Origin of the sequence: Myxococcus sp. MISCRS1, assembly GCF_026626605.1 — a bacterium.
GTDB lineage: Bacteria > Myxococcota > Myxococcia > Myxococcales > Myxococcaceae > Myxococcus > Myxococcus fulvus.
Genome location: NZ_JAPNKB010000002.1, coordinates 1 through 24,918, shown reverse-complemented (window position 1 = coordinate 24,918; position 24,918 = coordinate 1). Strand labels below are relative to the sequence as shown.

General features: G+C 66.1%; 23 protein-coding genes. All 23 read left to right on the top strand.

Annotated features, from left to right (window positions below):
• Positions 1-100: 100 nt before the first annotated feature.
• Entirely contained in the window at positions 101-307 is a 207-nt protein-coding gene (locus OWM54_RS42935) for a hypothetical protein (RefSeq protein ID WP_267701254.1), read from the top strand.
• 140 nt (positions 308-447) lie between these two features.
• Positions 448-1,137 (top strand): hypothetical protein, encoded by a 690-nt coding sequence (locus OWM54_RS42930; protein ID WP_267701253.1) that lies wholly within the window; start codon positions 448-450, stop codon positions 1,135-1,137.
• Between the two features lie 367 nt (positions 1,138-1,504).
• Complete coding sequence (locus OWM54_RS42925) at positions 1,505-1,795, top strand: hypothetical protein (protein ID WP_267701252.1); 291 nt, start codon at positions 1,505-1,507, stop codon at positions 1,793-1,795.
• 36 nt (positions 1,796-1,831) lie between these two features.
• The gene (gene cas8c, locus OWM54_RS42920; protein WP_267701251.1) at positions 1,832-3,487 is read left to right on the top strand and encodes a type I-C CRISPR-associated protein Cas8c/Csd1; all 1,656 of its coding nucleotides are present in this window, start codon (positions 1,832-1,834) and stop codon (positions 3,485-3,487) included.
• A gap of 220 nt (positions 3,488-3,707) precedes the next feature.
• Positions 3,708-4,469 (top strand): hypothetical protein, encoded by a 762-nt coding sequence (locus tag OWM54_RS42915; protein WP_267701250.1) that lies wholly within the window; start codon positions 3,708-3,710, stop codon positions 4,467-4,469.
• Between the two features lie 10 nt (positions 4,470-4,479).
• Positions 4,480-5,559 carry a hypothetical protein gene (locus OWM54_RS42910; protein ID WP_267701249.1) on the top strand — a complete coding sequence of 360 codons (1,080 nt, stop codon included), beginning with the start codon at positions 4,480-4,482 and terminating at the stop codon, positions 5,557-5,559.
• A gap of 94 nt (positions 5,560-5,653) precedes the next feature.
• Positions 5,654-6,334 carry a hypothetical protein gene (locus OWM54_RS42905; protein WP_267701248.1) on the top strand — a complete coding sequence of 227 codons (681 nt, stop codon included), beginning with the start codon at positions 5,654-5,656 and terminating at the stop codon, positions 6,332-6,334.
• 136 nt (positions 6,335-6,470) lie between these two features.
• The gene (gene rpmF, locus OWM54_RS42900; protein WP_267701247.1) at positions 6,471-6,647 is read left to right on the top strand and encodes a 50S ribosomal protein L32; all 177 of its coding nucleotides are present in this window, start codon (positions 6,471-6,473) and stop codon (positions 6,645-6,647) included.
• A gap of 343 nt (positions 6,648-6,990) precedes the next feature.
• Positions 6,991-7,668, top strand: coding sequence for a hypothetical protein (locus tag OWM54_RS42895; protein ID WP_267701246.1), 678 nt, complete (start codon positions 6,991-6,993; stop codon positions 7,666-7,668).
• A 521-nt stretch (positions 7,669-8,189) separates the two neighbouring features.
• On the top strand, positions 8,190-8,384 hold the full coding sequence (locus OWM54_RS42890; RefSeq protein WP_267701245.1) for a hypothetical protein: 195 nt from the start codon (positions 8,190-8,192) through the stop codon (positions 8,382-8,384).
• A gap of 229 nt (positions 8,385-8,613) precedes the next feature.
• Positions 8,614-9,048, top strand: coding sequence for a hypothetical protein (locus tag OWM54_RS42885; RefSeq protein WP_267701244.1), 435 nt, complete (start codon positions 8,614-8,616; stop codon positions 9,046-9,048).
• Positions 9,038-9,670: a hypothetical protein gene (locus OWM54_RS42880; RefSeq protein ID WP_267701243.1), complete on the top strand. Its 633-nt coding sequence runs from the start codon at positions 9,038-9,040 to the stop codon at positions 9,668-9,670. Before OWM54_RS42885 ends, OWM54_RS42880 begins: the two co-directional genes overlap by 11 nt.
• A gap of 322 nt (positions 9,671-9,992) precedes the next feature.
• Positions 9,993-10,925: a hypothetical protein gene (locus OWM54_RS42875; RefSeq protein ID WP_267701242.1), complete on the top strand. Its 933-nt coding sequence runs from the start codon at positions 9,993-9,995 to the stop codon at positions 10,923-10,925.
• A complete protein-coding gene (locus OWM54_RS42870; RefSeq protein WP_267701241.1) occupies positions 10,925-13,069 on the top strand; it encodes a serine/threonine protein kinase in 2,145 nt (714 codons plus the stop codon). Before OWM54_RS42875 ends, OWM54_RS42870 begins: the two co-directional genes overlap by 1 nt.
• Before the next feature lie 57 nt (positions 13,070-13,126).
• Positions 13,127-13,639: a hypothetical protein gene (locus tag OWM54_RS42865; protein WP_267701240.1), complete on the top strand. Its 513-nt coding sequence runs from the start codon at positions 13,127-13,129 to the stop codon at positions 13,637-13,639.
• 137 nt (positions 13,640-13,776) lie between these two features.
• The gene (locus OWM54_RS42860) at positions 13,777-17,148 is read left to right on the top strand and encodes a hypothetical protein (protein WP_267701239.1); all 3,372 of its coding nucleotides are present in this window, start codon (positions 13,777-13,779) and stop codon (positions 17,146-17,148) included.
• Positions 17,149-17,856: 708 nt separating this feature from the next.
• On the top strand, positions 17,857-18,486 hold the full coding sequence (locus OWM54_RS42855; RefSeq protein ID WP_267701238.1) for an outer membrane beta-barrel protein: 630 nt from the start codon (positions 17,857-17,859) through the stop codon (positions 18,484-18,486).
• 410 nt (positions 18,487-18,896) lie between these two features.
• Positions 18,897-20,540 (top strand): hypothetical protein, encoded by a 1,644-nt coding sequence (locus tag OWM54_RS42850; RefSeq protein WP_267701237.1) that lies wholly within the window; start codon positions 18,897-18,899, stop codon positions 20,538-20,540.
• A gap of 92 nt (positions 20,541-20,632) precedes the next feature.
• Positions 20,633-20,842 (top strand): hypothetical protein, encoded by a 210-nt coding sequence (locus tag OWM54_RS42845; RefSeq protein ID WP_267701236.1) that lies wholly within the window; start codon positions 20,633-20,635, stop codon positions 20,840-20,842.
• A 125-nt stretch (positions 20,843-20,967) separates the two neighbouring features.
• Complete coding sequence (locus OWM54_RS42840; RefSeq protein ID WP_267701235.1) at positions 20,968-21,279, top strand: TrbC/VirB2 family protein; 312 nt, start codon at positions 20,968-20,970, stop codon at positions 21,277-21,279.
• Complete coding sequence (locus tag OWM54_RS43490) at positions 21,234-21,536, top strand: VirB3 family type IV secretion system protein (protein WP_420715398.1); 303 nt, start codon at positions 21,234-21,236, stop codon at positions 21,534-21,536. The genes OWM54_RS42840 and OWM54_RS43490 overlap by 46 nt, the downstream gene beginning before the upstream one ends.
• A gap of 8 nt (positions 21,537-21,544) precedes the next feature.
• On the top strand, positions 21,545-24,013 hold the full coding sequence (locus OWM54_RS42835) for a conjugal transfer protein TrbE (RefSeq protein ID WP_267701234.1): 2,469 nt from the start codon (positions 21,545-21,547) through the stop codon (positions 24,011-24,013).
• Positions 24,010-24,759: a hypothetical protein gene (locus OWM54_RS42830; protein WP_267701233.1), complete on the top strand. Its 750-nt coding sequence runs from the start codon at positions 24,010-24,012 to the stop codon at positions 24,757-24,759. The genes OWM54_RS42835 and OWM54_RS42830 overlap by 4 nt, the downstream gene beginning before the upstream one ends.
• Positions 24,760-24,918 lie beyond the last annotated feature (159 nt).

Here is a 24,918-nt window from a genome sequence, read left to right as displayed (position 1 = left end):
GCGTGAAGTAGTGATATCACTAGATTGACATCAACTAGTGATATCACTAGATTCATAACATCAACGCGGCGCTCCTTCCGCGCTGCACACGGGGGCAGTCATGGCTCAGGTCAGTCTGGACAACGGCAACACGTTCCACGACGCGGACGCGGTGGCGTCGGAACTCGCTACGTGCTGGGACGCGCTCGTCGAGATGATGGATGACGACGTTCGGGAGCGCGTCCATGGCGAGCTGGCGCCGTGCACCAATGTCGAGTTCCTCGCTCGCTACCTGGAGCTGGCGAAGAGCAACCTCGTGCTGGGCTGAAGAATCGCCTCTGCCCGCGAGGGATTTCTCGCGGGTTGGCGGCTCAGTAGGTGGAGCACCTTCGCGGCCCCTGGTGACGGGGGGCGACGCCTTCGGGCGATTCACCCATGCGCCCTCCTTGGGGCGGCAGGAGCACCACAATGAAGGTCAGCGCTCAGCAGTCGGTTCTGGTTCCCGTTGGCAGCATCCACTCCTTCGGGAGCGGAAGCATCCACGTCGCCGTGTCCACGAGTGGCGAAGTCGAGTGGCGCGGAGAGCCCCTCTTCCTTGATGGCAGGAGCGGCTTCGTTGACATCGAGTATCGGGAGGTGAGGCTTGCTCCTGGCGCGACCGTCCGTGCGACGGTTGCTGCCCACCCTGGAGGTGGAGAGGTCCTCGAGTACGTCGGGACGGATGGGTCGTCGGACCCGATTCCAACGGTCGGCCTCCCTGGTGGACGGCTCGTCCCCTTCGCTGGCGCTCGGTGGCGCAATCTCACGAAGCCCGTCACGCTGCACGGGTTGCTCGTCGAGGTGCGGTCCATGGGGCCGAATCTCCTCTGCACGGAAGTGGAGGTTGAGGCGCGGCTCCGGAAGCTGTTCGAGCCCGGGGACCGCGTCGCGACCCGCGTCATCAAATTCGTCGTTGGGGATTCGCGCCCCAACAGCGTCGAGAGGTGCCAGGACCTGCCATCGCTCAAGTCCTTGCCGGAGTGGGAGGTGTGGAAGGCGGCCGTCCAGGCGTCGGGTTTGGTGGTGGACATCCTCGAGACGCACCAGGACGAATGGTCTGGGAGGTGGACGGTGACGGCACGTCTCAACCACCCGGACGCCGTGAAGGCCCACGCGTGAGCCCACCGCGGCAGCGAACGAAGTGGGGTTCGGTGAAGCGCCGCCTCCCGGTGGGCCTGTCGGAGCGGTCCGACAGCGCCCTCGCGTTTGTCCGGGCGCGGATGCGGGAGCCGAAGCCACACCCTGCACTCGAGGCGATGACGGAGGGGCGCGTCCGAGAGTATGGCGCGTCCGACGCGGGCGCGCTGTGCCTCAGCGTCGAGTTGGTCGCCACCCTCCTCGGGTGGCAGCCGCCGAAGGAGCCAGCCAATGACACCTGACCTCCAACTCCGCCGGGCGGCGCCTGACTGGCACGGGCACCTTCTCGTCCTGGCGTCGTCCACTGCCCCGCCGTCATCCTCGGGGCTCAGCCACAGGGGAGTCAGCTATGAGCCCTGACGGATGGCTCGACCTCGATGGCGACTGGCCGGCGGCAATCGCGTCCGTGTCGCTATACGTCGTGGACGGGCGCCCGACGAAAGCCTGCGTCGAGTACGCGGACGAGGACGGCGTCCCCTACGAGTGGACCAAGCAGCTGGCCGGGCGGCTCGCCGCGCTGGGCGTCCGCATCGAGCAGTGGGAGGACACCACCTGGGAGGGGCGCCCGGGAGACCTGCCCCAGGAGACGGCTCGCCTCATCCCCCTCCGTGAGGAGGACGACACCGGCTCCGCGGGGTAGTGGCGCGGGGGGCATGCTGGCGCAACGCTCGCGCTCATGCTCCTCGCCCACCTCTACCGCTACGCCGAGGCCCGCGGACTACTCGCCGACGCCGCCCACACAACCCGGCGCGTCCACCACGTCGTGCGCCTCTCGCACGACGGGCGCGTCCGTGCGCTCGAGTCGACGGGGCCAGGGGGCGTGGAGCTTTGCGTCCCCCGCCCGCCTCTCCGCTCGGGCGGCCGCTTCGCTGCGGCCTTCTTCGTGGACAACGTCAAGTACGTGCTGGGGCTCGACGAGGGGGCACCGGACAAGGCTGCTTCGCGCGTCGCCGCCTTCTCCGCCCTCGCCCGGGCCGCAGCTGAGGAGACGCGCGCGCCAGAGGCGCTCGCCGTCGTCCGCTTCCTGGACTCTCCGGCCCGGGAGCAGTTGCTCGTGGAGGCGACGTGGACGGGCCAGGAGGTGCTCGCTTTCGCGCTGGGCGACGGGCCTCTCGTCCACGAGGTGCCGGCGCTACGTGCATGGTGGGAGCGGCACACCAGCCAGGTCGACGAAGAATGCCCCGTCGGCAGGTGCTGCGTGACGGGAGAGGTCGGCCCGCTGGCGCGGGTGCACGAGCCGGTCAAGGGACTCCCCGGCACGAGCGGCATGGGTGCGCGCCTCGTCTCGTTCCGCGCGCCGTCCTTCGAGTCCCACGGGCTGGCGCAGGGGGCCAACGCGCCCATCGGGACACGCGCAGCCCTCGGCTACGTGCTCGCGCTCAACCATATGCTGGCGCCGTCGGAGACGCGCCACCACCGCCAGGGCATTCGCCTCGGCTCGGACACGGTGATGGTGCTGTGGACGGACGGGCCCCCCGAGGAGGCCGCGCAGATGCTCTCCCTGGTGGACGCGACGCGGCCTGAGTTGACGCGCCGGGCGCTGTCCTGTCCCCTGGAGCCACCAGCACGGTCGGGTGCGCGCCTCTACGCCGCGACCCTCTCCGGCACCGAGGGCCGCGCCGTCGTCCGGGACGTGCTTGAGGCACCGCTCGGCGACGTCGCCGCCAGCGTCCACCGCTTTCACCGTGAGGTGCGCCTGGGCGGGGCACCTGATTGGCCCGTGCCCGTGTGGGCGCTCCTCCGTGCGCTGGAGGGGCGCGGGGGGAGCGAGCTGCAGCCGGACATGGCCGCGCGCCTTGCCCGGTGCATCCTCACCGGAGCGGCCTTCCCCTTGCAGATTCTCAGTGTTGCGCTCGAGCGGATGGCCGTCGAGCACGCGGTGTCGGACGATGACGCGCTCCAACTGGCGACGCGCGCCGGACTCCTCCGTGCAGGCCTCCTCCGCACTGGAGACGCCGTTCAAGTTGCTCTCGCCGAAACGCCCGGCGGTGAATCTCCAGCACCATTTCGGCTAGGGCGGCTCCTCGCTGTGCTTGAGCAGGTCGACGGCCGGACGGAGTTCCGGGCGCGCAACTTCGCCCGGTGCTCAACCAGCCCAGCGGCTGCTTTTCCCGAGTTGCTCCGGCGCGCACGGGCGAGGAGCGGGCAGGAGCTGGCCGACCTCGTTGCCGACGTACCGTCACCGCTCCCTGCGCGGCTCGACACCCAATCTAAGGCTCTGTTCGCGCTCGGCTACGGGCGGGAGCGCGCTCGACAACATGCCCTCAGCGCTCTCAGCGCGGCTCGACGCCCAGGCGGCCGCGGACAGGAGAGCGTTCGACGACGAGGCTGACCTGGTTGAACGAACCGGGGCCGCGAGGGGTTTTCATTCCGATGGCGTCTTGCTCTTCATGGGATGGCCACGTGGACGTGAACTGGGCGGTAGAAGGGAGAACCCTCGGAATCGCCGGAGTGATGCGCAGCGCCGCTGTGCGCGGCTGTCTCTACTCCTGCAGTGGTATGGCCGGCTCCGGAGGAAGCGCCGAGCATGTCCGCATCAGGAGGGCCGCGACATGACGACCATGTTCGTCCTCACCGCTCCGGTGTATCCCTATGAGACTCTGAGGTACGCGGCGCTCACCACCCCCCGCGAAGCTCTTGCTGCACTCCGCCGCGACGTCGCGGCCGGACGCCTCGACGAAGCTAATGCCGCTCACATCGCCTCAACCCTGCCCCTGCTCGCCCTGGAGGAGTCGGCGCGTCGGACAGGTTACCTACGCCTCCAGGATGCCCTCGTTGCCGACGAGACGTGGGACGCCATATCTGCCACTACGGGGAGAGACCCGGACCGCGTTGCACAGCTTCGGCGGCAGTTCCCCGAGGTCTGGATGCGCAGCGTCTGGCACGGTACTGGGCGTCACGAGCTGGCGGTTACAGCCGGTGCCGCGCCGCGCCTGTGCAACATTGCGCTCCACGGCTACACCACGGACCAGGTACGACTCCCCGTCGGCCACCGGGCAGTCCACATCATCGTGCCGCCCTCGGCGGCTCTGGAGGTACCCGACGGACTTGGGAGGACGTGGCTTGCTGCCCACATCCTCCTTGTCGAAGAGCCAGCTCCGCGGCGACGGTGGCGCCTCTGCGTGGAGGCCGGCGCGTTGACGGATGCCCCTGCCCGCCACGTGATGAGCGTGGACCTCCCCGCGGGAGTGGACCTCGACACCGTGGTTCGAGGGTTCGACGCGACCGTTGTCGCTGGGGCTCGCTGGCGCGCTATCTGGACCTGGACTCTCGCAGCTGTCCTGATGCACACGCCGCCATCCTCCCTACGCTGAAGGGCACACCATGGAAATCCTCAACTGGCCTGGTCCCCCTGTGGCAGCGCGCGGGTATTGGAAGCGAGGAAGCGTCGACGAAGCCGTGGCCAGCATGCGCCAGGACTTCGCCGCCGGGCGCCTTTCAGCCCCTCTCTACGACCTCGCTTTTGGCTCGCTCCCCTTCCTGGCATTCGAAGATGCGTTCGGCCCATTGGAGACGCCCCGCCTCAACGATGCGCTGACCAACCCGCGATTTATCGCGACTCTCGACAGGGTGGCCGCAGGCACCGAGGCGCGACTCAGGTACAAGGTCCACGCCCAGGAGCTGTGGTTTCGGCTCTCGTACGAGCGCGCCGGTCGGCACGACTACGAGGTGGCTCCCGGCCTCGCCCAGCGCCTTCGGCACACGGAACTGCGCGGCCTCACCACCGACGACCTGCACTTGCCGCACCTGTGCTTGCTGCTTCGGGTTCCCCTGGAGGCTGAGCTGACGCTGCCCGATGGCGACGGCTCGTTGCTGCCTGTGACCGGGATGCTGCTCGCGGAAGAACCTGAGCCTGCGCGATGCTGGCGCATCTGCGTCGAGGCGCGCCGACCCGACGGCATTCGGACGCTCAACCTGTTCTCCGTCGGGCTTGCCGAGGGACGAACTCTGGAGGAAGCCCTCTCCGAGCACACTGCTAAGACGGGTGAAAGCACACGTGGTGAATGGCGTTCCCTCTGGGACTGGGCGATGAACGTCGTCCTCTACTCGACCAACGATGGCTTGCGCGAGGAGGTGTGGGGCAATCGGGAAGCACGGCAACTCCGCGACCGCTTGGAGAAGCTGCCCAAGGGAGAGAAGCGGGACAAGCTTCGGGGGAAGCTGCGCGAGATGGATCCTCAGCGGCGAGTCATCCTCGGCCGCAGCGTCCCGCTACTCGACACGCCTGGTGCTCCCACGAGCACGGCCGCCCCCCTCCTCGTCCGCGTGCGAGTGTCTGGTCATTGGCGGCGCCAACCTCACGGTCCCGGGCGCGGCGAGCGGAAGAAAATCTGGGTGCAGCCCTACTGGCGCGGTCCGGACGATGGGACAGCGCCAGGGATGTCAACGCACCACGTTCGATAGGAACACGCTCACGGTGTTCCACCAGCGGACCAGCCTCGTGGGCTGGACTCCAGTGGGAGACGCTCTGAGGAACAGGTGCTGCTAATGTCGGCACATGTCTCGTGACGTGGAAGAGGCTCTGCGCCTTCGTATCGCAGCAGTGCCGGCGGACGAGGAGGCGAATACAGCCTTGGTGGTCCACCTAATTGCCTCCAGCCGCTATCGAGCTGCCGACGCCGAGTGGAGAGCGGCTCTCGCCCGGATTCGTCGAGCACGCGCTCTCGGGCACCACGACGCGGCGATGTGCTTGGCAGTAGCTGAGGCATGGCTTGCACGAAGCGAAGTGGCACGGGCCCGCAGCGTCTTCTCTGAGCTGCCGCCGCCTGATGGAACGAGCGAACTGGGCCACGCGGCACGGATGTTCGCTCATCGGCTCGGCGACGCTGAAGAGGCGATGCTGCTCGGGGAGTCCGTCTATCCGCAGGCAGTGCCACTCGCCCAGCGCTGGGTCGCTCCACGCCTACTCCCTCCCACGAACCTCAAGGGCTTTGGGCTCCGCGAGTGGTTTCCCGGACGTGTCGTGGAGCGCACCAACGCAGGAGTCCTGCTTGTCGTGGCGACTCCTGCAACGACCCCCTCCGCCCGGATGGTCGTTGAGAAGGAGGTGACGCTGGGGGAGTGGCGGCTCGCTGCAGGCTGCGCCCCCTCCCCCGCCGACACCTACCTTGAGGTCGGGACCTATGAGGACGACGCGCTGTGTATATTAGTTGACCTGAAGCACCCAGGCTCGCCTTGAGGTGCGGAGCGAAGGACAGCCCAACGGCATCGTCTGCGCCGCCGCCGTTCTGGAGGGTGATCCGCGCCCGCACACAAGGTTGACCCGACCCGTGATCTCCGGCATCGTCCGCCGCCATTTTCGTCTGAGGTGGATTATGGGTGTTCCCAAGAAGCGTACTTCCAAGATGCGTCGTGACCGTCGGCGCGCGGCGAACAACAACCTGCGCTCTGCGGTGCAGGTGACCAAGTGCTCCAACTGCAAGGAGCCGGTGATGCCCCACCGCGCGTGCGCGTCCTGCAACAACTACAAGGGTCGCGAAGTCGGCGCATAGACCGACGAGTTGCTCCTCATGACGTACGCGGGGCTACACCTCCTTCGCTGGAGGTTGTAGCCCCTTCGTTTTTCTTGCGCTGGTCGCTCGAAGTGGAGAGCCCCCTCCCGTCCATCTGACGGACGCGTCGTCTACGGGCGAGACGGCAGCCGAGGGCCATCCCCTCCACCTGGTGCGGCACGGCCCATGCTCAAGCGCTGAGCATGACTCTCCACGTGTTGCGTTCTCTCGTCCCCGTCATGTTCGTCCTTTCGCTCGTCGTCTCGGCCTGTGGTGTCGAGGACGACCATGAGGGAAACGAACCTGGTGTTACGTCGCCCGACGCCGGCCAGGGGCCGCCAACGTGCACCCCCCGCTGCTCGGGTCGAACCTGCGGTCCGGACAGGTGCGGCGGCAGCTGCGGGACGTGCCCTGGTGGGAGCACGTGCTCGAGCTCAGGCACCTGCAGCGCGCCCACCTGTACGCCGAGCTGCTCGGGCAAGAGCTGCGGCCCGGATGGATGCGGCGGCACCTGTGGGACGTGCCCTGGCGGCAGCACGTGCTCGACCTCAGGTACCTGCACCACGCCCACCTGCACGTTGAGCTGCTCGGGCAAGAGCTGCGGCCCGGATGGATGCGGCGGCAGCTGCGGGACGTGCCCCGGTGGGAGCACGTGCTCGAGCTCAGGCACCTGCAGCGCGCCCACCTGCACGTTGAGCTGCTCGGGCAGAAGCTGCGGCCCGGATGGATGCGGCGGCAGCTGCGGGACGTGCCCCGGTGGGAGCACGTGCTCGAGCTCAGGCACCTGCAGCGCGCCCACCTGCACGCCGAGCTGCTCGGGCAGAAGCTGCGGCCCGGATGGATGCGGCGGCAACTGCGGGACGTGCCCCGGTGGGAGCACGTGCTCGAGCTCAGGCACCTGCAGCGCGCCCACCTGTACGCCGAGCTGCTCGGGCAAGAGCTGCGGCCCGGATGGATGCGGCGGCAGCTGCGGGACGTGTCCTGCGAACTCCACCTGCAGCACATCCGGCAGCGCGTGTGAGTGCAATCCGGGCACGGTGCCAAACCAGGCGCGGACTGCCTGCGTCGCCATCGGTGGAGCATGTGCTGGCGTCTCGAAGTTCGGCCACTGCGCGGGCGACACGTGGGTTCGTTGTGATGCTGGGCGTGTTGCCACTGTCCCCTGCGGAAGCGGCCAATGCCGGACGGTCGACGCTCAGGGGACTGGTGCCTGTTCCTGTGGCTCCATTGACGAGAACGGAGTCTGCGCCGCACCCAACGGCACGAGCACGACCATGCCGCGCACCCACTTCTTCTGCGCCCCCTCACTCGGAATCCTCGTGGCGAACAACTGCGCGGAGGCGACGGGCAGCGCCGCGGGCTTCTGCTCAACCCTCGTCACGGCGTTCGGCCATCAGACGACCTGCTTCTGTTCCCAGTGCAGCTTCCCCTGGCAAACCGGAACGTGCAGCTCGCTCTGCTCTCGCCCCTCGGACTGTCGGTACAGCAGCGCCGGGAACTACCACACGTGCGGTTTCTAGCCGCTGCAGGAGGTTGAGCGTCATGACGCTCGAGGAGCGAATTGCCCTTGCAACGCGCCTTGCGCAAGTGGAGGTCGAGCTCTGCGAAGCTCAGCGCGTCTCTGACGGCAGTGAGAAGGCTCGCCGCCGCATCTGTGCGGCGCGAGCTGAGTACGCCGCAACCGAGGAGCTCGTGCTGCGGGTGCTGCAGCACCTGACGGATGGGGCTGTAGGGTGAGGTGACAGGGGGCTGTTCCGGGCTGGCGGCAGGTCCACAGAGACTCACAACAGGCTCGTGGGCCTTCGGTCGCCCGTCCGGTTCAGGAACGGGGATTTGTCCTATCCGAAGTTGACATGGAGTGGAATGGCCTCTATGTTTTCCTGGCTTCCGCGCGTTCCGTCGCGGAGGTCCCGCTGGGGCGACTCCCAGGGGTTCTGCTGGGGCGACTCCCAGTACGAGGTGCAAGATGCAGTTGCGCTTGGAGGCGTCTGCCTCCTCATTCCACGACTATTCGGTTGAGGGTGTGATGGCGGAGAAGAAGAGTCACCCTATCCCCAAGCCTCCGGCGTGGTTCAAGCCGGAGGAGGGCTGCTATGCACCGGGCCTCCAGACGCCGCGCTGCGGGAATTTGAACCTGGTGGCGAAAGGGCTCTGCCCGACCCACTACAGCCAGGCTCGGTGGCAGGGAGACCTCACCGCGCCTCGGCCGCGGGCAGAGATGCCGGCGAACAGCTTCCGGGCCCATGGGCTGGTGTGGACCTCGAAGAAGGCCGCCATGGCGGTTACGGCCATCGCCAAGGAGAGGGGCATCTCCGAGAGTGAACTCATCGCCTCCACTGTAGAGGAGGCATTCGGCCTCGGGCCGAAGTCGAAGCGAAAGGCGGCCGCCAATGAGGGGTGACCGCCACGTCGAGGTCGATTGGAAGCAGCTTGTCGCAGGGGTCATCACCGAGTACCAGAGGCACGAGGCAGTGCGAGCCGAGGAAGTAGCGGCCAAGCGACGAGTCCTCGAGCAGGTGGTCGAGATAGCGAAACCGGCCCTCCCTGCACTCGTAATGGACCTCAAGGTCGGACTGACTCGGCGCCGTGCTGCTGATGCGCTCGACGGCACCGATGAGCGATGGGATGTCCCAACCCACCAAGGTGCTCCTGTCCGAGGGGTGCTGCTCGCAGGGGATTCCACCCCACGTCAGCTGCTGCCAGGTGCTCCCGACGGTGAGTACGTGGGCCGAGGAGCGTATCTCCTCGAGGACGGGAGGTACTGCATCCTCCAGTACCGGGGGACCTGGTCCAAGGCTGGGGAGGTGGCCGCGGAATGGCACGCGGACATGCGGGTCGTGGCTGTCGACGAGGTGGTGCGGCAGTGGAAGGTCGAGGATGTGCTCCAGGGCCTGCAGAAAGCCCTGGTAGGCCACCGCCGCGGCAGGGGGATTGAGGCGGCGCAGGAGCGCACACGGAGGCTTCAGGCTGTCCTCCAGGTGCTCGAAGGGATGACAACGCTGCTGCAGGAGGGTTCGCGATGAAGAGTGCTTTTGAAGGGGCCTACGCGACGATTCAGGTGAGTGGGCACCGTGCAGAGCTGATTGTGGCGCGCGACGAGCTGCGGCGCGCGGAGCATGCTGTCCACCTGGCGCCTTCCAGCCAGAGCGCCCGCCACCGGTTGCAGCTGGCGCGCGCGGAGGTTGAGCGCCTTGCAGCAACTACGGTGCAGCCAACCCCCGCAGCCCGTTGCTAGTTGCCGGGTGTCTGTGTGGAAGGGTGTGTTCTGGAGCTGTGATGGTATCGCGTTACAATTCGTGGTAGGCGGTTTTGCCTAATTCCCCTCCCCTCCCCGAGAGGCATCTCGTGAGATTCGTGCTGTTTGTCGTCGCGTGTTTGGTGGGCGCCTCCGTGGAGGCTGCGCAGCGACCGTTGAGTGCTGGTGTCAGGTGGTACACCTACGCCCAATCGTCCGGGGACATCTACAGGGTGCATGTGGCTCCTGGCAGCGCCGTACACCTGCTGTTCCCTGGCTCAGGAGGACTCGCCGGCGAGCCTCTTTGCACGGACACCTGCACTGAGGAGTCGAAGTCCACGTCGACGAAGGGAGGCCGCTTCCGCTTCCGGAGCGTGGTCACCCCTGGCGTGGCGACGGTGGTGGTGGGATGGAGCGGGCCCACCGTCGAGCGCGCTACCGCCCTGTTGTCCGTTCCCGTTGCTGGGCGACAGCCACTGTCCATCGAGCTGCGCCTCGTTCGCCCCGAGGACGCGGACACCCAGGTGTCATTCAGCTCCGCGGATGCTGTCCCGGCTGAAGTCCAAATCGAAAAGCGCGTGGCCGAGCTCAGGGGCGCTGATGCCAATGAGTTCGAGAAGCGGCTCAAGGCCGCTTCCGAGCGTGCCCTGCATGAGCAGGTACTCCAGCCCCACCAGTGCAGCCGGGTGGGAGCCCGCAAGCGCGAGGCCGACGCCATCTTCGAAGTGGAGGAAATCTGCCACTTCGGACGGAAGCACTTCCTGACGTTCTCGCTCACGAACCGCGGCAGCTCCACGTTGTTTCCTGGCACCGTCCTCGTGACCCTCGGCACTGGGCGCAGCGCCATGCCCGTCGACTACCTCAGCCTTCCCTTCTTCGCGAAGGAGGGCGCGGAAGAGTCGGGCCTCCTCCACAAGGAGAGCGTCCGCGGCGTGGTCTCTTTCGAGGTCGACGACGAAGAGAAGTCGCGTCACTTCGAAGTGAGATGGAACGAAATCCGCGGTGCGAACCGCGCACTCGTTGTTCCTGACGTGAGCTTCTGATGAGCAAAGCGGGCGCCGATGAAGTTGCCGCCGAGGATGTTGACTCGGATGTCGTGGACCTCGACCTCCATGGCGACGAGGACCTCGTGTCGGATGAGGAGATTATGGCCGCCGGGCCACCGCCCCCCATCCCCTCGATTGGCCCCGCTGTCGTCTCTCCGCCCCTCACCACGTTGGCCGCGGGAGCGGCGCGGTACAACATCATCTGCCGCCTCGGACAGGGTGGCATGGCCGAGGTCTACAAGGCGGAGCTTGAGGGGGCATTGGGCGTCAAGCGCCTGGTCGCCATCAAGCGCATCCTTCCGAAGGGCGCTGAGGACGCTGAGTGGCGGAAGATGTTCTTGGAGGAGGCTCGGGTGTCCACCCTCCTCCGGCACCGGAACATCGTCAGCGCGTTCCAGCTCCACCAGGGCGACGACGAGTCCCTCACGTTGGTGATGGACTACGTCGACGGAGTCGAGCTGCGGAGTCTCGTGCGGCTTGCTGAGCTGAAGGGCACGCGCCTCTCTGTGCCGTTCGCCTGCTACTGCGCGGCCGAGGTGGCGGATGCGCTGCACTACGCTCACCGGCTCAAGGTGGAGAATCGGCTTATTGAGCTCGTTCACCGGGACGTCAGCGCAAGCAACGTGATGATCACCCGAAGCGGTGATGTGAAGCTGCTCGACTTCGGAATTGCGAAGACCAACTTCGATGACCGCGAGAACACTTCCGTGGGCATGGTCAAGGGGAAGCTGGCGTACATCGCGCCCGAGCAGCTGATAGGCGGCGGGAAAAGAGTCGACGGACGAGTCGACCAGTGGGCCCTCGCCGTTGTCCTCGCGGAGATGCTGACGGGAAGTCGCATCTTCGAAGGCTCCAACGACTACGAGACCATCCAGAACGTCACGCGGGCGACCCCTCCCTTCCTGCGGACCCGGTTGGCGAGCGTCCATCCCACGCTCGTCGAAATCCTCCTGAAGGCGCTCTCACACGAAGTCGACGGACGATTCGCGTCGTGTGCCGAGTTCGGTAACGCTCTCCGGCGCTTCGTCGCGGCGACAGGAACTGTCTTCGGGGCGAATGAAGCTGCCGCCGAGCTCGAGGCGGTTGAGTCCGAGACTCCTCCCCCGAGCACGGAGGGCACGAGCAAGGCGCGAGAGGCGACGAAGGTCGGGCGTGCCTCGAAGTCGGCCCCCTCCTTCTCCCTACCGCCACTGGAGCTCCCCCCCACGAGTGAGGGTCTCGCAATCGAGCCAGCAGCCGCGCCTCAAGCAGAGGCCCCGCCGCGGCGTCGGCCGCTCGTGCTCGTGGCCGCAGCTGTGCTCGCGGTAGCCGTGATGGGGCTGGCGGGACTCTTCCTGTCGAGCAAGTCGGCGGGTGGAGGACAAGCCCCGGTCGCAGCGCTGCCGAGTGGTGACGCAGTTGGGAGGCTAGAGGAGTCCGCGCCCGTGGTGCCAGCACCCGTGGCCGTGAAGGCTGCAGACCCTGCGGCCGGCGTCCCTGTACGTGACACCCAACCTTCGGCCGTTCCAACTCTGCCTGAGGGGAGCGCCGCGGTGGTAAGCACCGTTGGAGATGAGGTCGTGGCTCCGGTGAAGGAGACAACGCCCCAAAGTGCACCTGAACGACGAGATGCTGTTGCCGCTGGGGACCGGCCGGCGGTGGCTCCGAAGTCGACAACGAGGTCCCAGCCGGCGGACGGGAAGTCTCGGCCGGCGGAGAAACCAGCAGTCCAAGTTGCGGAAGGTGCTGCACCACCGGCAGCAGAGCCGCCTCCTCCGTCGAAGGTTGTTGAGCCTCCTCAGCCGGTGCCGAGTGGCATGGGCGTGGCGAGTGGGACGCTCATCCCTGCCTGCACTACGAGCCATGCGGACCCGAACGCACCGGGTGACTTCACAGCTGAAGTGTCCGAGCCCGTCGCAGTCGCTGGTGCCGTGGTGATTCCGCGGGGGACTGAGTTGACGTGTTCCGTCACGGGGGGGGAGGCGATGCGCGTCGTGGCCAAGTGCGGAACGCTCGCCCTGGCTGCGGGGCCGAAGAGCTTTGATGGATTCGCCGTCGACCGGAAGGACCGTCGGCCCGGTATCAAGGGCCCCTTGCCCGACGCGCTTGTGCGGATCCCTAAGGGAAGCTGCTTTCTTGCGCATGTCCGCGTGGCGTTCTGAGGGTGATTCGCGCTATCTCACGCCCGGAGCGTCCATGACCGGAGACGGAGACGTCGCTTGAGCGAGACTAAGGACAGCAAGCAGCCGCCGCGCAACTACAAGGGCTTGTCCATGCGGATTCGCAAGGTCGAGCTCGACGTAATGAAGGCTGCGGCGGCGGCCCTCGGGCATGAGGTGGCTGGCTCACCTGACGACAAGATGCTGAAGGTCGACGTGAGCCAGCTGGTGTACGTGGCGGCAATGGAACAGGCGATGGAACTGGGGTTCTCGCCCTCAACCTTCAAGGCGGACCAGACCATTCGCGCGACCAAGGTGTGGCCCTACGTCCCTGAGCGCTCGAGGGACAGTGGAAGCCTTCACGGAACCACCACGGTTTCGATTCACCCGCTGTACCTCCGCACCATTCAGCAGGCCGCGAAGTCCGTGAAGATGGCGGACGGGACTCCAGTGCCACTCGTGCTGTTCCTCGTCGGCAGCACCATGCGGTTCATCGCGAGGCGACAGCAAATCGATAAGAAGAACCGGGAGCTCCAAGCGATCAAGCTCCCGAGTGATTTCTACTACGACTGAAAGTTGTAGTCGCTGTGGCACCTTGATTGCTCAAGACGTCAGGAGCGGGTGCCCAGCCTCATCTTCGCACTTCACTGTTGAGGCCCCTGGTTGTCATGCTATGACATCACAGGTCTTGGCCCCCGGGGGTGTTCGCGATGAGTCTGCTGCAGCGGGTTTCACTTCTTCTCCTGGGCGCGGCGCTGGCCGCCGCATGCACGGGCACTGAACTCCCTTCCGGTTCCGGCGGAACGCTCTCCGGCGTCGTCGTCAAAGGCCCCGTGGCGAATGCCAGCGTGAGGGTCTTCCGCCTCCGCGGCACGGAGCGCGGGACAGTGGTGGGCAGTGGCTCGACTGATGAGCGCGGGGCCTATCTCGTGGACGTCGGCATCGAGGAGGGGCCATTCCTCGTGGTGGTCGCCGGTGGCACGTTCGTCGATGAGGCTTCGGGCACCCCGGTGTCGCTCGGGGCCAGCGAACTCACAGCGCTGGTGCCGTCGTTCACCGCGGGGACGCAGCTCACCGACGTCTCCGTGAACATCGTCACCCACCTCACGGCAGGCTTGGCGCTCTACTACGCGCGCGTCGAGCAGCAAGACCTGGTGCAGGCCCACCGCGAAGCGGCAGGTCACCTCAACAACCACTTCGGCGCGCTCGACTGGTCACGTGTCGTTCCGACCGACCTCACCAGCACGCCTGTCCCGGTGCTCGATGATGCAGCGAAGGCCGGCCTCATGACGTCGGCTCTCTCCCTTCAGGCCCGGGGAATCTCGGACGCTGCCGGGCTGACTCCTGCGGCTCGGGTGCAGTCGCTCACCCTTCTCTCCGCTCTCTACGATGACCTGTCGTACGACGGCTATTTCGACGGGGACGAGGCACATCCCCTCGTGCTCCCGCTGGGAATGGAGATTCGCTCTGCAGGGACGACGGCAACCCGGTTGGACAGCAGCATCCCGCGCGTCCGCCTTGCACGAGCGATTGAGGAGTGGCTGACCTCTGACCGCAACACCGCCACCTTCGCCCCCGCCGATGCTCGCCAGCTGCAGGACGACCTGTCGCGCGGGAGCAACCCTCGAATCTTCCGGACGCCGGGCCAGTCGGGTTTCGACAACACTCCCCCCAACGTGACCTGGAGTGTCGGCTACACCCTCCAGGGACGTGAAGGCCCCGTCCCTGCAGTGGCAGTAGGGGAAAAGACCTTCGTCGGCGGCGTGCTGCAGATTCAGGCCCTGGCGAACGACTCCTCTGGAATGAAGTCGCTCGAGGTCACGATTGCAAACGCCCCACTCCCTCCTGTTGCGCAAGGCAACTCGGCGTACCGCTACGAGGGCACGTGGAAGTCCGAGGAGGATGGCCCCTTGGTGTTCGTCGCGAAGGCAACGGACTTCTCGGGCAACACGGCCGAGTACGAGTACACCGTGATGGTGGACAACACTGCCCCGTCCATCGTCGTGGACGCGCCTGTTGAGAGCGCCTGCTACAGCGCCGCCCTTCCGCTGGCCTCGTACGCCGCGGATGAAGGCTCGGGCGTTGGCCTGCACGTGGTGGAGGGGCTCGACGGAGCGACCTACTCAGGACTGAGCGAGCTCATGGGCTCGTGGTCCCCTCCCGCCGCGCGGGGCGATGGGGCTGTCGAGGCCGTCTTCCGCGCCTGTGACCTGGTGGGCCACTGCGTGACTCAGGAGGTCAGCGTCAACGTCGACCGCACGCCCCCGGTGCTCAGCTTCCCCAACGGCTCGCCCGGGGCGACGAACGCCAACACCGTCTCATTCCTCGTGACGGCCGTGGATGTTGCCGCGGGTGTTGACGGTGTCTATGGCCGCCTGGCCACGAAGCCGTCAGAGCGTGTTCCCGCGTACTGGGACGGGGCCGCAGGCGCCTTCCGCGTCACCCTTCCTGCCGAGGGCGAGGGCAAGGTGAGCTACGTCTTGTGGGGCGAGGACATGGCGTTCCCGCGGAACTCTGGTGCAACGCGGGGCGTGAACCCCTACGTCCTCACGCCGACGGTTGTGCGGGACACGAAGCCTCCTGTCGTGCAGCTCCTCACTGGTGCCGAGGGAGGCCGGTACAGCTCGGAGCAGAACATCGCTCATGCCGAGTCCTCCGTGGGTACGCCCGTCATGCCAGTGCAGTACACGGGCATCAGCAGCGGTGTGGACGCGATTGGCAGCGGGAGCGTCCTCTACAAGTCGGTGACCCGACTCTCGCCCGGACCACTCACGGCGGCCAGTCTGGAAGCGCGCGTAGGCAACACTCCCTGGCTTGGATTCTCGGTGCTGGAAACCGCAACGGAGGCGGCCATCACCTCCGTGACCTACTTCATCACCTGCACGGGCTGCGGGGCGCCCTCGACGAGCTCAGGTGCCGTCCTGCCTTGGAAGACTCGTGCGTCCCAGGGTGACCGCACGTACGCGCTTCCCATCACCACGGACACTGTGCCGGGGCTTCGCAATGCAGTGACGTCCCCCGTCACGTTGAACGTTCAGGTGACCGCGCGTGATGCAGCCGGCAATGTCGGGAGCGCCCTGCCCGTGAGCCTCACGCTCCACCTGGTGACGCCAACCGTCTCGGTTGTCGAGCAGACGGCTTACCCCTCAGCTCGCGACTTGAAGAGTCCCTACGGGTATCGGGTGTCGGGGCACTTCCCGTACGCGGACTTGTGGGCTCCTGAGACGCTTGCGTTCGAGGGAACGAACGTGATGCGCATCGCTCGGTTCCACGTGCGAAACCCGTACGAGGTGCCGATGGTGGTCAACATCACGCAGACGCAGCCGGGCGACTGGAAGGTCATCGAGACGTGGGCGACGGAATCGCGGCCAGACTCCTCCGGTACGCGCACCTACGATGGGTTCAACTTTGCGGGGACTTACGATTGGGACCTCTCGGGGAGCTACCATCTCTGCGCCGCGACTGGTGGTGGTGCTCGGCCGCGCTACCCGTGCTCGGCCCAGGAGGGGCAGCCGGACGACTTTCCAATCCATCCTCTGGGTTCCACGGCGCAGTGGACCTGTGTTGCCAACGTCCCTGTAAACGCCTCGATTGTCGGCCACTACGGCCACTGGGACAGCGTCGGCTATAGCTCACCCCTGCCCTTGGGCGGAGAGTACGAATCCTCTCGCGCTCCGACTGGGTACACGTTGAGCGGCAGGACTGCGTGGCGTGTACCTGCTGCCGTTGGGACAACCCCCGGCGAGATTGTTCTCTACGTCGTCGTCCCGCGTGGCCGCTCAGCGCCGCTTCCGACGCTCACGGCCGTCGGGGACCACTACGAGTACGTCTACGGGATTGGCTACACCACGAAGAAGACGAGCACCTGCCGCTACGACGGTGTGACCCAGTACATGGCCACCCATGACCGGACGCTCATCGTTCGCAAGCTCATCGGCTCGCAGCTGGATGTTGCGCTGCCGTTCTTCGTCAATGCCGTTGCCACGCATGCAGCTGGTGGCGGCTCGTTTCCGGCTGTAGGCGCCCCTCGGGTTGTCTCGACGGGCGTCATCACGAAGGTTGTCGACCTCTCGGCTAACTGAAGAGCCGAGTCATACGAAAGGTGATTTCAATGAGCATCCGTCAGGCCCTCCTCGTCACTGCATCAATTTCCTCGCTCCTGGCATGCTCAGGCGACAGAGGCTCGCCCGGGATGACTGGGCCCCAAGGTCCCCAGGGGCTGAAGGGCCCGCAGGGACCTGCAGGAGCACCGGGGGCCGCAGGCCCCCAAGGGCCGGCTGGCGGTCCGCTCGTCACCGTCACAGGGCCCGGCGAGAACGCTCTAGGGCCGTCCTACGGACTCACTGCAGGAAACGTCACCCTGTTGGAGACGTACCCTGTCAGCGAGGATGGAACGCGGTCCGAGGCGCTCTGGGTGACGCGGAACCTTCGCTCGGGACGAGTCGTTCCCCTCGTCGAGGTTTTCTTCGACTCAACGCCGCCCTGCACGGGCAGGGGCTCGTACATTCGCGAGGGGGAGTTCACCGACGGATGGCTCGTCGCGGGTGGCGACACTGCCTATCGCGTTGGGGGTGAGCACGTAGACGGGTTCCTGCCGGCCGCAGTCCTTCGGACGACGGGCGAATGCGAGCCCTATACGGGCACGGAACCCTTCCGCGTCACGCGCGTGGCCCAGAACTACATCCACGCTGAGCCGACGGGGTCCACGCCGAAGCTCTACCCGCTGGCAATCCCCGCCCCCCTAATCCTCACCCCTTCCTTGCCGTAGATCCTCACCTGGAGATGTTCCGATGCGCCTTCCCCGTTCCTTCCTACTGCTGATGGCCCTGGCCCCAGCTACGAGCAGCGCTGACAGCCGCGAGCTCTACCTGCTCATCAGTGGGGGGCCAGGCCTCATGCGGCTCGAGGACCCGCTGGAGGGCGAATCCTCGGCATCGAAAATCGGAGGAGGCGTCAGCCTCACGGCCTACTACGGCCTCACCGACGAGCTCCACCTCGGGGCCTCCTTCGGCATCCTGGGCGCGAGCAACGTGACGTACGGGGACACGCGGGTGACGCTCCCCAGCGGAAGTCGCCCCCTGGGCGACCTCGAGCAGGACCTGCTCGGCCTGTCCTTCGCCCTGGTGGCGCACTACCGCTACGACACGGGCGCCGCGTGGGCTCCGTTCGCCCAGCTCGAGCTGGGAGGACAGTACCGCCGCCACCAGCACCTACTGCACAGGGTCGCCAACACGACACTGGGCGCCGCGTTTCCGGACGTCTCCGAGGTGAGCCCGGCTGCCGGACTGCAACTCGGGCTCGAGTACCGGTTCCGAAACTGGTGGACGACCTCTGTGGGGGTGGGAATCACCACCAACCCTGCGGATCTAGGCCAGGTGGAGTTCCGCCTGCCTCTCTCCGTCGGGATCATCTTCGGCTAATCCGACAAGGGGGTGCTGATGGGACTTCCGATCACCCCTGCTGTGGATCAACACTCCAAACCTCTCGAATGAGGCAGGCCATGTAGCTCGAACTGGATCAGCAGAAAGAGGAAGGGCTGCCAGCGCGCCAACGCTGACAGCCCTCGAACCTAAGAAGCCCCTCTATCGGTTTCGCGCCGGGGGGCCTCGCCATCCTTGTCGTAGCCGCCGTTTGAACCCGGCCGCTACTGGTGCGCCCAACAACCTGGACGACCGACGCTGAAGCTAGCGTGGTTGGCCCGGGTTGTCGAGTTGCGCGCTCATGCCGCATGCACACTCGCCAACCACCTGATTTTCCAACGTCTTCTGACCAACGTCGCGCTTCCTTCCCTGCCGTCTCCGCCGGTCGAGGTGGGGCGACGCACGGTGGGATGCGCAGCATCGGTGACCTGGCGCGCCAGCTCGACCTGGACCTGGTCGGCCTGCGGCGCCGCGGGGAGGTCAGAGAGGGCGAACTCTCATCGCAGGACACGGGCGTGTCCGTGGCCAAGCGGTACGCGAGGTTGCTCGAGCTCGGCGGGGACGCCTCCACGGCGACGTGGACAGCGGACGACAGCGCGCGGGCCAAGGCGGACGCCGAGGCTGCCCGAAGGGCAAGGGCACGGGCTCACGCTGAACAGGGAGGACTGACGGGACTCCGTCCCGAGGAACTCTGTAGCCCCTCCAGCTACGTCGTCGAGGCGGACTTCGCGAAGGTCCTTTCCCGGCTGAACGGCCTGGCGGAGCGCCACGTGGCCGAGCTGGACCAATGGGAGGCAGCTGAGGGGGTGACCCCGACTCTTGGCGCGCTGCTGGCCCTCCTGCGGCCTTTTCACGGGCTCCCTGCGACTCGGCGCTACGCCGTGGGTGATCGCAGAGCGCAGTGCGGGGTGGGCGTGCAAACGCCCCTGCGCTTCAAGGCGGCGGCCATCGGCCGCGACAAGTCCACCATCTGTGACGCGCTCGCGCTTGGCGACAAGCTGGGGCTCCTCCGCCACCACGCGCCACTCCGCCGGGTCGCAGACGTCACCGCCAACAGGCCTGCAGACCAACGCTGCTCGTCCGTCGTCACGCGGGACGGCATTGAGCGGGTCCGGGTCAACACGCACGGCGTCACGTACCTCACCCCAGCTGGTGCGGCCTGGCTCGATGGCCGCGGCATCACCTGGGACGACCTGGGACGCCGGAAGGCACGCCTCAGGGGGACACGAGCCCGGGTGCTGACCGGCATCCTCGGCGAGGTGTTCGACCTGACGAAGAAGGTCTGCCGGAACACCGCCAAGCGGCTCATTCCAAGCCACCCGACACCAGATGAGGAACCTCATCCCCAAAGGACGTTTTCTTTTGTAGTTGCGGGAGCTGTGGATAACCCACGGGCGAACAGCCCAGTGGAGCGGCCTCCGGCCGCAGCCTCCACTTCAGGCAGCACCAAACCCTCGGCAGCACCGAAAGTCCAATTCAGCACCGCCCTTCCCACGAGAGGCACCACCCCTCCCCCTCCACTCGGCGATACGAAACGCAGCACCACGCAGCACGCAGGGCTATCCGGGAAGGGCGCCTTTTCGCCACCCCCTGCCAAGACACCACCCACCCCGGTGTCAACACGTCCCCCTACCGCCCTGGAGAAAGAAGTTGAGCGGTGCTGGAAACGGCACGCCATTCTCGAGGGAGGCAAGCCCCGCCGCTTCTTCGCCCCGAACAGTCTCGGGGACTTCGTGGAAGTCATCCTTCCAGGACGAGTGGAGAAGTGGAGCCCGGCTCTTGTGGCGTCCGAGGCGTACTTGAACGAGTGGAAGGTGGCTCGCCCCGAGCTCCGGAGGGAGATCGAAGCCAACTTCGAACTCTTCATCGGTCCTCGAGTCCGCAGCCTTTACGCGGCGTGGGAGGCGGCCCGGCCTCCGGGCGAAGTCGCGCCCTGCCCGAAGGAGGGCTGTAGCTGCATGGGTCGAAGCGGCATTCCTCGGACCAAGGGCGAAGCCCTTGCTGTTTTCGGGCCGAAGTTGGCGGAGGCGGCGCGTCGGAGGAAGGGGCAGTAGGAAAAAAGTTCCGAAATTTCTTGACTCAGTCCGCCTGTTCTCCTTGTCGTTTTCTGTCTGCGATGCTATGGAATTGCAGACAGGAGGCCCGAATGCTGACGGCCGAGATTTCACGCACAGTGGAGGGAGGGCTCTACCGAGTCCTCGATGATGGGGAAGTGCTCGAGGAAGGTGAGCTTTCCGCCGGCGCCGACTGGACCTCCGAAGGTCCACTCCTGGTGTATCTGCTACGGCACCGCTGGCGCGACCTGAAGCCTGAGGCTTGCTTCGTGATGGGCCGGTCGCTGTCCTCGGCCCTCTGAGAACGAGCCGGCCTCGAGCGGTTGTAGGTCTCTGGCTGTCATGCTATAGCGGCACAACTGGCGCCCCACTTGAATGTCTCAAGGCGGACGTGTGTCCAGTGTTGTGGTTCTATAGAATGACAGCCATGAATTCGAAGCATCTTCTGTTCGCCGTCGCGCTGGCGGCTGGTTTGCTCCTTCCGTCCGTCGCATTCGCTGCCTCAGCAGGCATGCCGTGGGAGGGGCCCCTCGAGCAGGTGTCACGGTCCCTCACGGGCCCCGTCGCGAAGGTCGCCGGACTGATAATCATCGCCTTCTTCGGAATCTCGATGGCGATGTCCGAAGGCGGCAGCTGGATGAAGCGAGCGGCGCAGATCGGCTTTGGCTTGTCGATTGCGTTCACTGGGGCCTCGTGGGGCCTCCCGTTGCTCGGCTACTCGGGCGGGGCCTTGGTGTGAGCTCGGCAGAGAGCGATGGGCGAGCGCCCATCCACCAGTCCCTGCTCCTGCCGCGGACTCTCGCTGGGCTTCCGGAGAACTTCGCGAAGGCTCTGTGGGTGTTGACGGCGGCCTTTGTCTTGGGTGCTCGGGTCTGGTGGATGCTGATTCTCAGCACCCTCCTGCATGCGGGATGCGCCTGGCTGGCGAGGCGCGACCCCTACTTCTTCGACGTCGCTCTGCGCGCCCTCCGCGGCCGTCGCCGCCTCGACCCCTGAGACAGTCCATGTTCAATCTGCGCGAGTTTCGTCAGCCGACCGACCGACTTCCGGACATGCTGCCGTGGGCTGCGCTCATCGCGCCCGGCGTCGTGTTGCAGAAGGACGGCTTGCTCCAGAAGACATTCGCTTTCCGTGGGAATGATCTGGAGTCTGCCGGACACCCGGACCGCATCACGGCGGCCGCGCGGGTCAACAACGCGTTGAAGCGTCTCGGCTCCGGCTGGGCCTACCACATCGAGGCCCAGCGTCTGAAGCTCAGCGTCCCGCCGTCCCCGCGGTGGAGCAGCCCTGTCGGCGTGCTCCTCGATTTCGAGCGGCGCGAGACGTACCGGAACTTCGCCCACTTCGATTCCCGGTACTACTTGACGTTCACCTACCAGCTGCCCGCGAGCCACTCCAAGTGGCTGGAGGCTCTCCTCTACGACGACCCTGCCAACGAGGCGGCAACGGGCCTCTCCATCGATGAGGACCTGGCGTTCTTCACCGACACCGTTCGTGAGATTGCTGGGCTTCTGTCGACTGCGGTCGCGCACATTGAGGAGCTCGACGACGCGAAGACCCTGACGTACCTCAAGAGCACCATTTCGATGCATCGGCACCCTGTCGCGGTTCCTGAGACGCCGATGTATCTGGATGCCCTGTTGCCGGACTCCTCGTTCACGAGTGGGGATGTCCCGATGCTCGGTGACCACTGGATTCCAACTGCAACGTTTGTGGGGTTTCCGCTGGAAGGGTTGCCGCTGCTCCTGGAGTCGCTCAATGCAGCCCAGATTGAGTACCGATGGGCCACACGGTTCATCTGCCTCGATAAGGAAGCAGCTGATGCCGAACTCGACAGCTACAAAAAGAGCTGGTTCAAGAAGCGGCAGGGGTTGCGCTCGCTCGCGCTGGGCGCCATCACGAAGGAAGAATCGCCTCATCAGAATGATGCGGCCGTTGATACGGCCGATGATGCGAAAATGGCACAACGTCTGCACGGCTCCGGTGCCGTGGCATACGGATTCTTCACGGCAACCATCACCTGCTGGGACAAGGACCTCGCCGTCGCGCGCGAGAAGCTCGCCACTCTTCGCCAGGTGGTCCAGGCCCTTGGATTCAGTCTCATCGACGAGACTGCCTTGAACTCGCGTGACGCCTGGCTGGGCAGCCTCCCGGGCGAGGTCTATCGCAACGTGCGCCGGCCGCTGCTGCACACGCTCAACGTTGCTCACCTCATCCCGCTCTCCGCACCCTGGACTGGTGCCGTCGTGAATGAGCATCTCCGCGCTGTCACCGGCGTGGGGGCTCCCCACGTGTTCTGCTCGGGTGGCACCAGCCCGTTCTCCTTCAACCTGAACGCGCGGGACTTGGGCCATTCGAGCGTCATCGGGCCAAGTGGCGCAGGCAAGTCGACCCTACTCGCCACGCTGGCGATGGAGTGGACGAAATACCCTGGCGCCCAGGTCTTCATCTTCGACAAGGACCGTTCGGCACGGGCGGCGACCCTCGCGATGGGGGGATCCATCTACGAGCCGGGCAACCCCAACGCGCCAATGGCGTGGCAGCCGCTCGCCGCGCTGGAGAGCCGAGGGGACCGAGTCTTCGCGGCCGACTTCATGGCGACCATGCTCGAGCTCCAGGGCGTGACGGTCAACTCCGAGGTGAAGGCCGCTGTTGACGCAACACTCACCAGCCTCGCCACGCTGCCGGTGAGCCTCCGCACGCTGTCGCAGTTTGCTGACACCCTGGGAACGCACCGCAAGGACCTCAGAGCCGCTCTGCGGCCGTACACCAGTGAGGGGAACTACGGCCAAATCTTCGATGGGAACCGCGACGACCTGCAGCAGACCTCGTGGACGATGTTCGAGATGGGCGAGTTGATGAAGCTCGGAGATGCCGTTGTCGTGCCGGCGCTCCAGTACCTGTTTCATCGAATCGAGGCCCGCTTCGACGGGCGAGCGACGCTCGTGGAGCTGGATGAGGCGTGGCTCATGTTCCGGCATCCCTACTGGGCGCGGAAGCTCGAGGACTGGCTGAAGACGCTCCGCAAGAAGAACGTCTTCGTCGTGTTCGCGACGCAGGAGGTCGACGACATGATGAAGAACCCGGACCTGGTCAACACCATCCTCTCGAACTGCGCCACCAAGGTCTTTCTCCCAGACCCGCGGGCGCTCGACCCGATGCGCTCGGAGACCTACCGCGAATGCGGCCTGGCGCAGCGGGACCTCCAGACGCTCGCGAGCGCTGTGCCCAAGCGCGACTACTTCGCCACGAGCGGGAACAACCGCCGGCTGTTCCAGCTCGACCTCGGGCCTGTCGCCCTGACGTTTGCAGCCATGTCGGGCGCGGGTGACCAGAAGTTCCTCGACACCGTCACAGCTCATAAACCGGCGCGGTCGACCGAGCGCGCCGAGCTGATGCTGCGCCACCGAAACCTCGACTGGGCTGCGGACCTGCTCCGCAACCACACCTCCAAAGAAAGAAGCGTGGCATGAGCTTCGCCCCCTCCTCTCTCCGCAGCCGTGTCACGACCGTTGTTCTCATCCTGAGCCTCGTCAGCCCTTGGCGCGCTCGCGCGGACCTCTTCGGCGGCGACGTGGTGGTGCTCAGCGGCATCCTCTTCGAATCGCTGACGCAGGGTTACACGTTGACGCAGCAGCTCCTGGCGACGAAGGCGCAGCTGGAGGCAACGCTCAACTCAGCGAAGATGCTCTCGGAGGCTGACTTCGGCCAGGTGCAGCAGCTCCTGCTTCAGACGAACCAGAGTCTCCAGGCGATTCAGACCACGGTTGGGTCCGTCGACCGACAGTTCGAGGCGCTCACCGCCAACCGCGACCTGTCGCAGGTGCGCTTCTCCGAGTTTGCAGCGCACTACGGTGGGTGGTTGCAGCAGATTAACTCGACCGTCACCACGGCGCGCCAGCTCCAGATGCAGGTGACGAATGTTCAGCAGGCCAACAGCCAGTCTGCTCAGTCAATTCTCGCGCGCTCCTCGAGCGCAGATGGCGAGGTGCGCCAGTTGCAGTCGATTCTCCAGATGCTCGCTGTGATGCAGAGCCAACTCGGTTCCCTCATTCAGCACCTGGATGCCTCGGGGCGGGTGACGAGCACGATGGCGGCGAATGCTGCGGCCGAGAAGCAGATGGCGGAGGAGACGCGCCGGCGGCGGCTTGACGGCTACCAGGAAAGAGGGCCGCGGCCCGAGGTCCGGAAGGGCCTGCCCGAAGTGCGGATGAGGTAAGCCACCATGGAGTTCAATGCTCTGACGCAAACCCTCAACGGTTTCGTCGACATCTTCGGTTCCGCGCATGAGCGCATCAGGCCGTTCATCTTCAACGTCGCGGCGACGCTCTCGGGCATCGAGCTAGCACTCTTCGGCATCTACTGGGCTGCTGGCGGG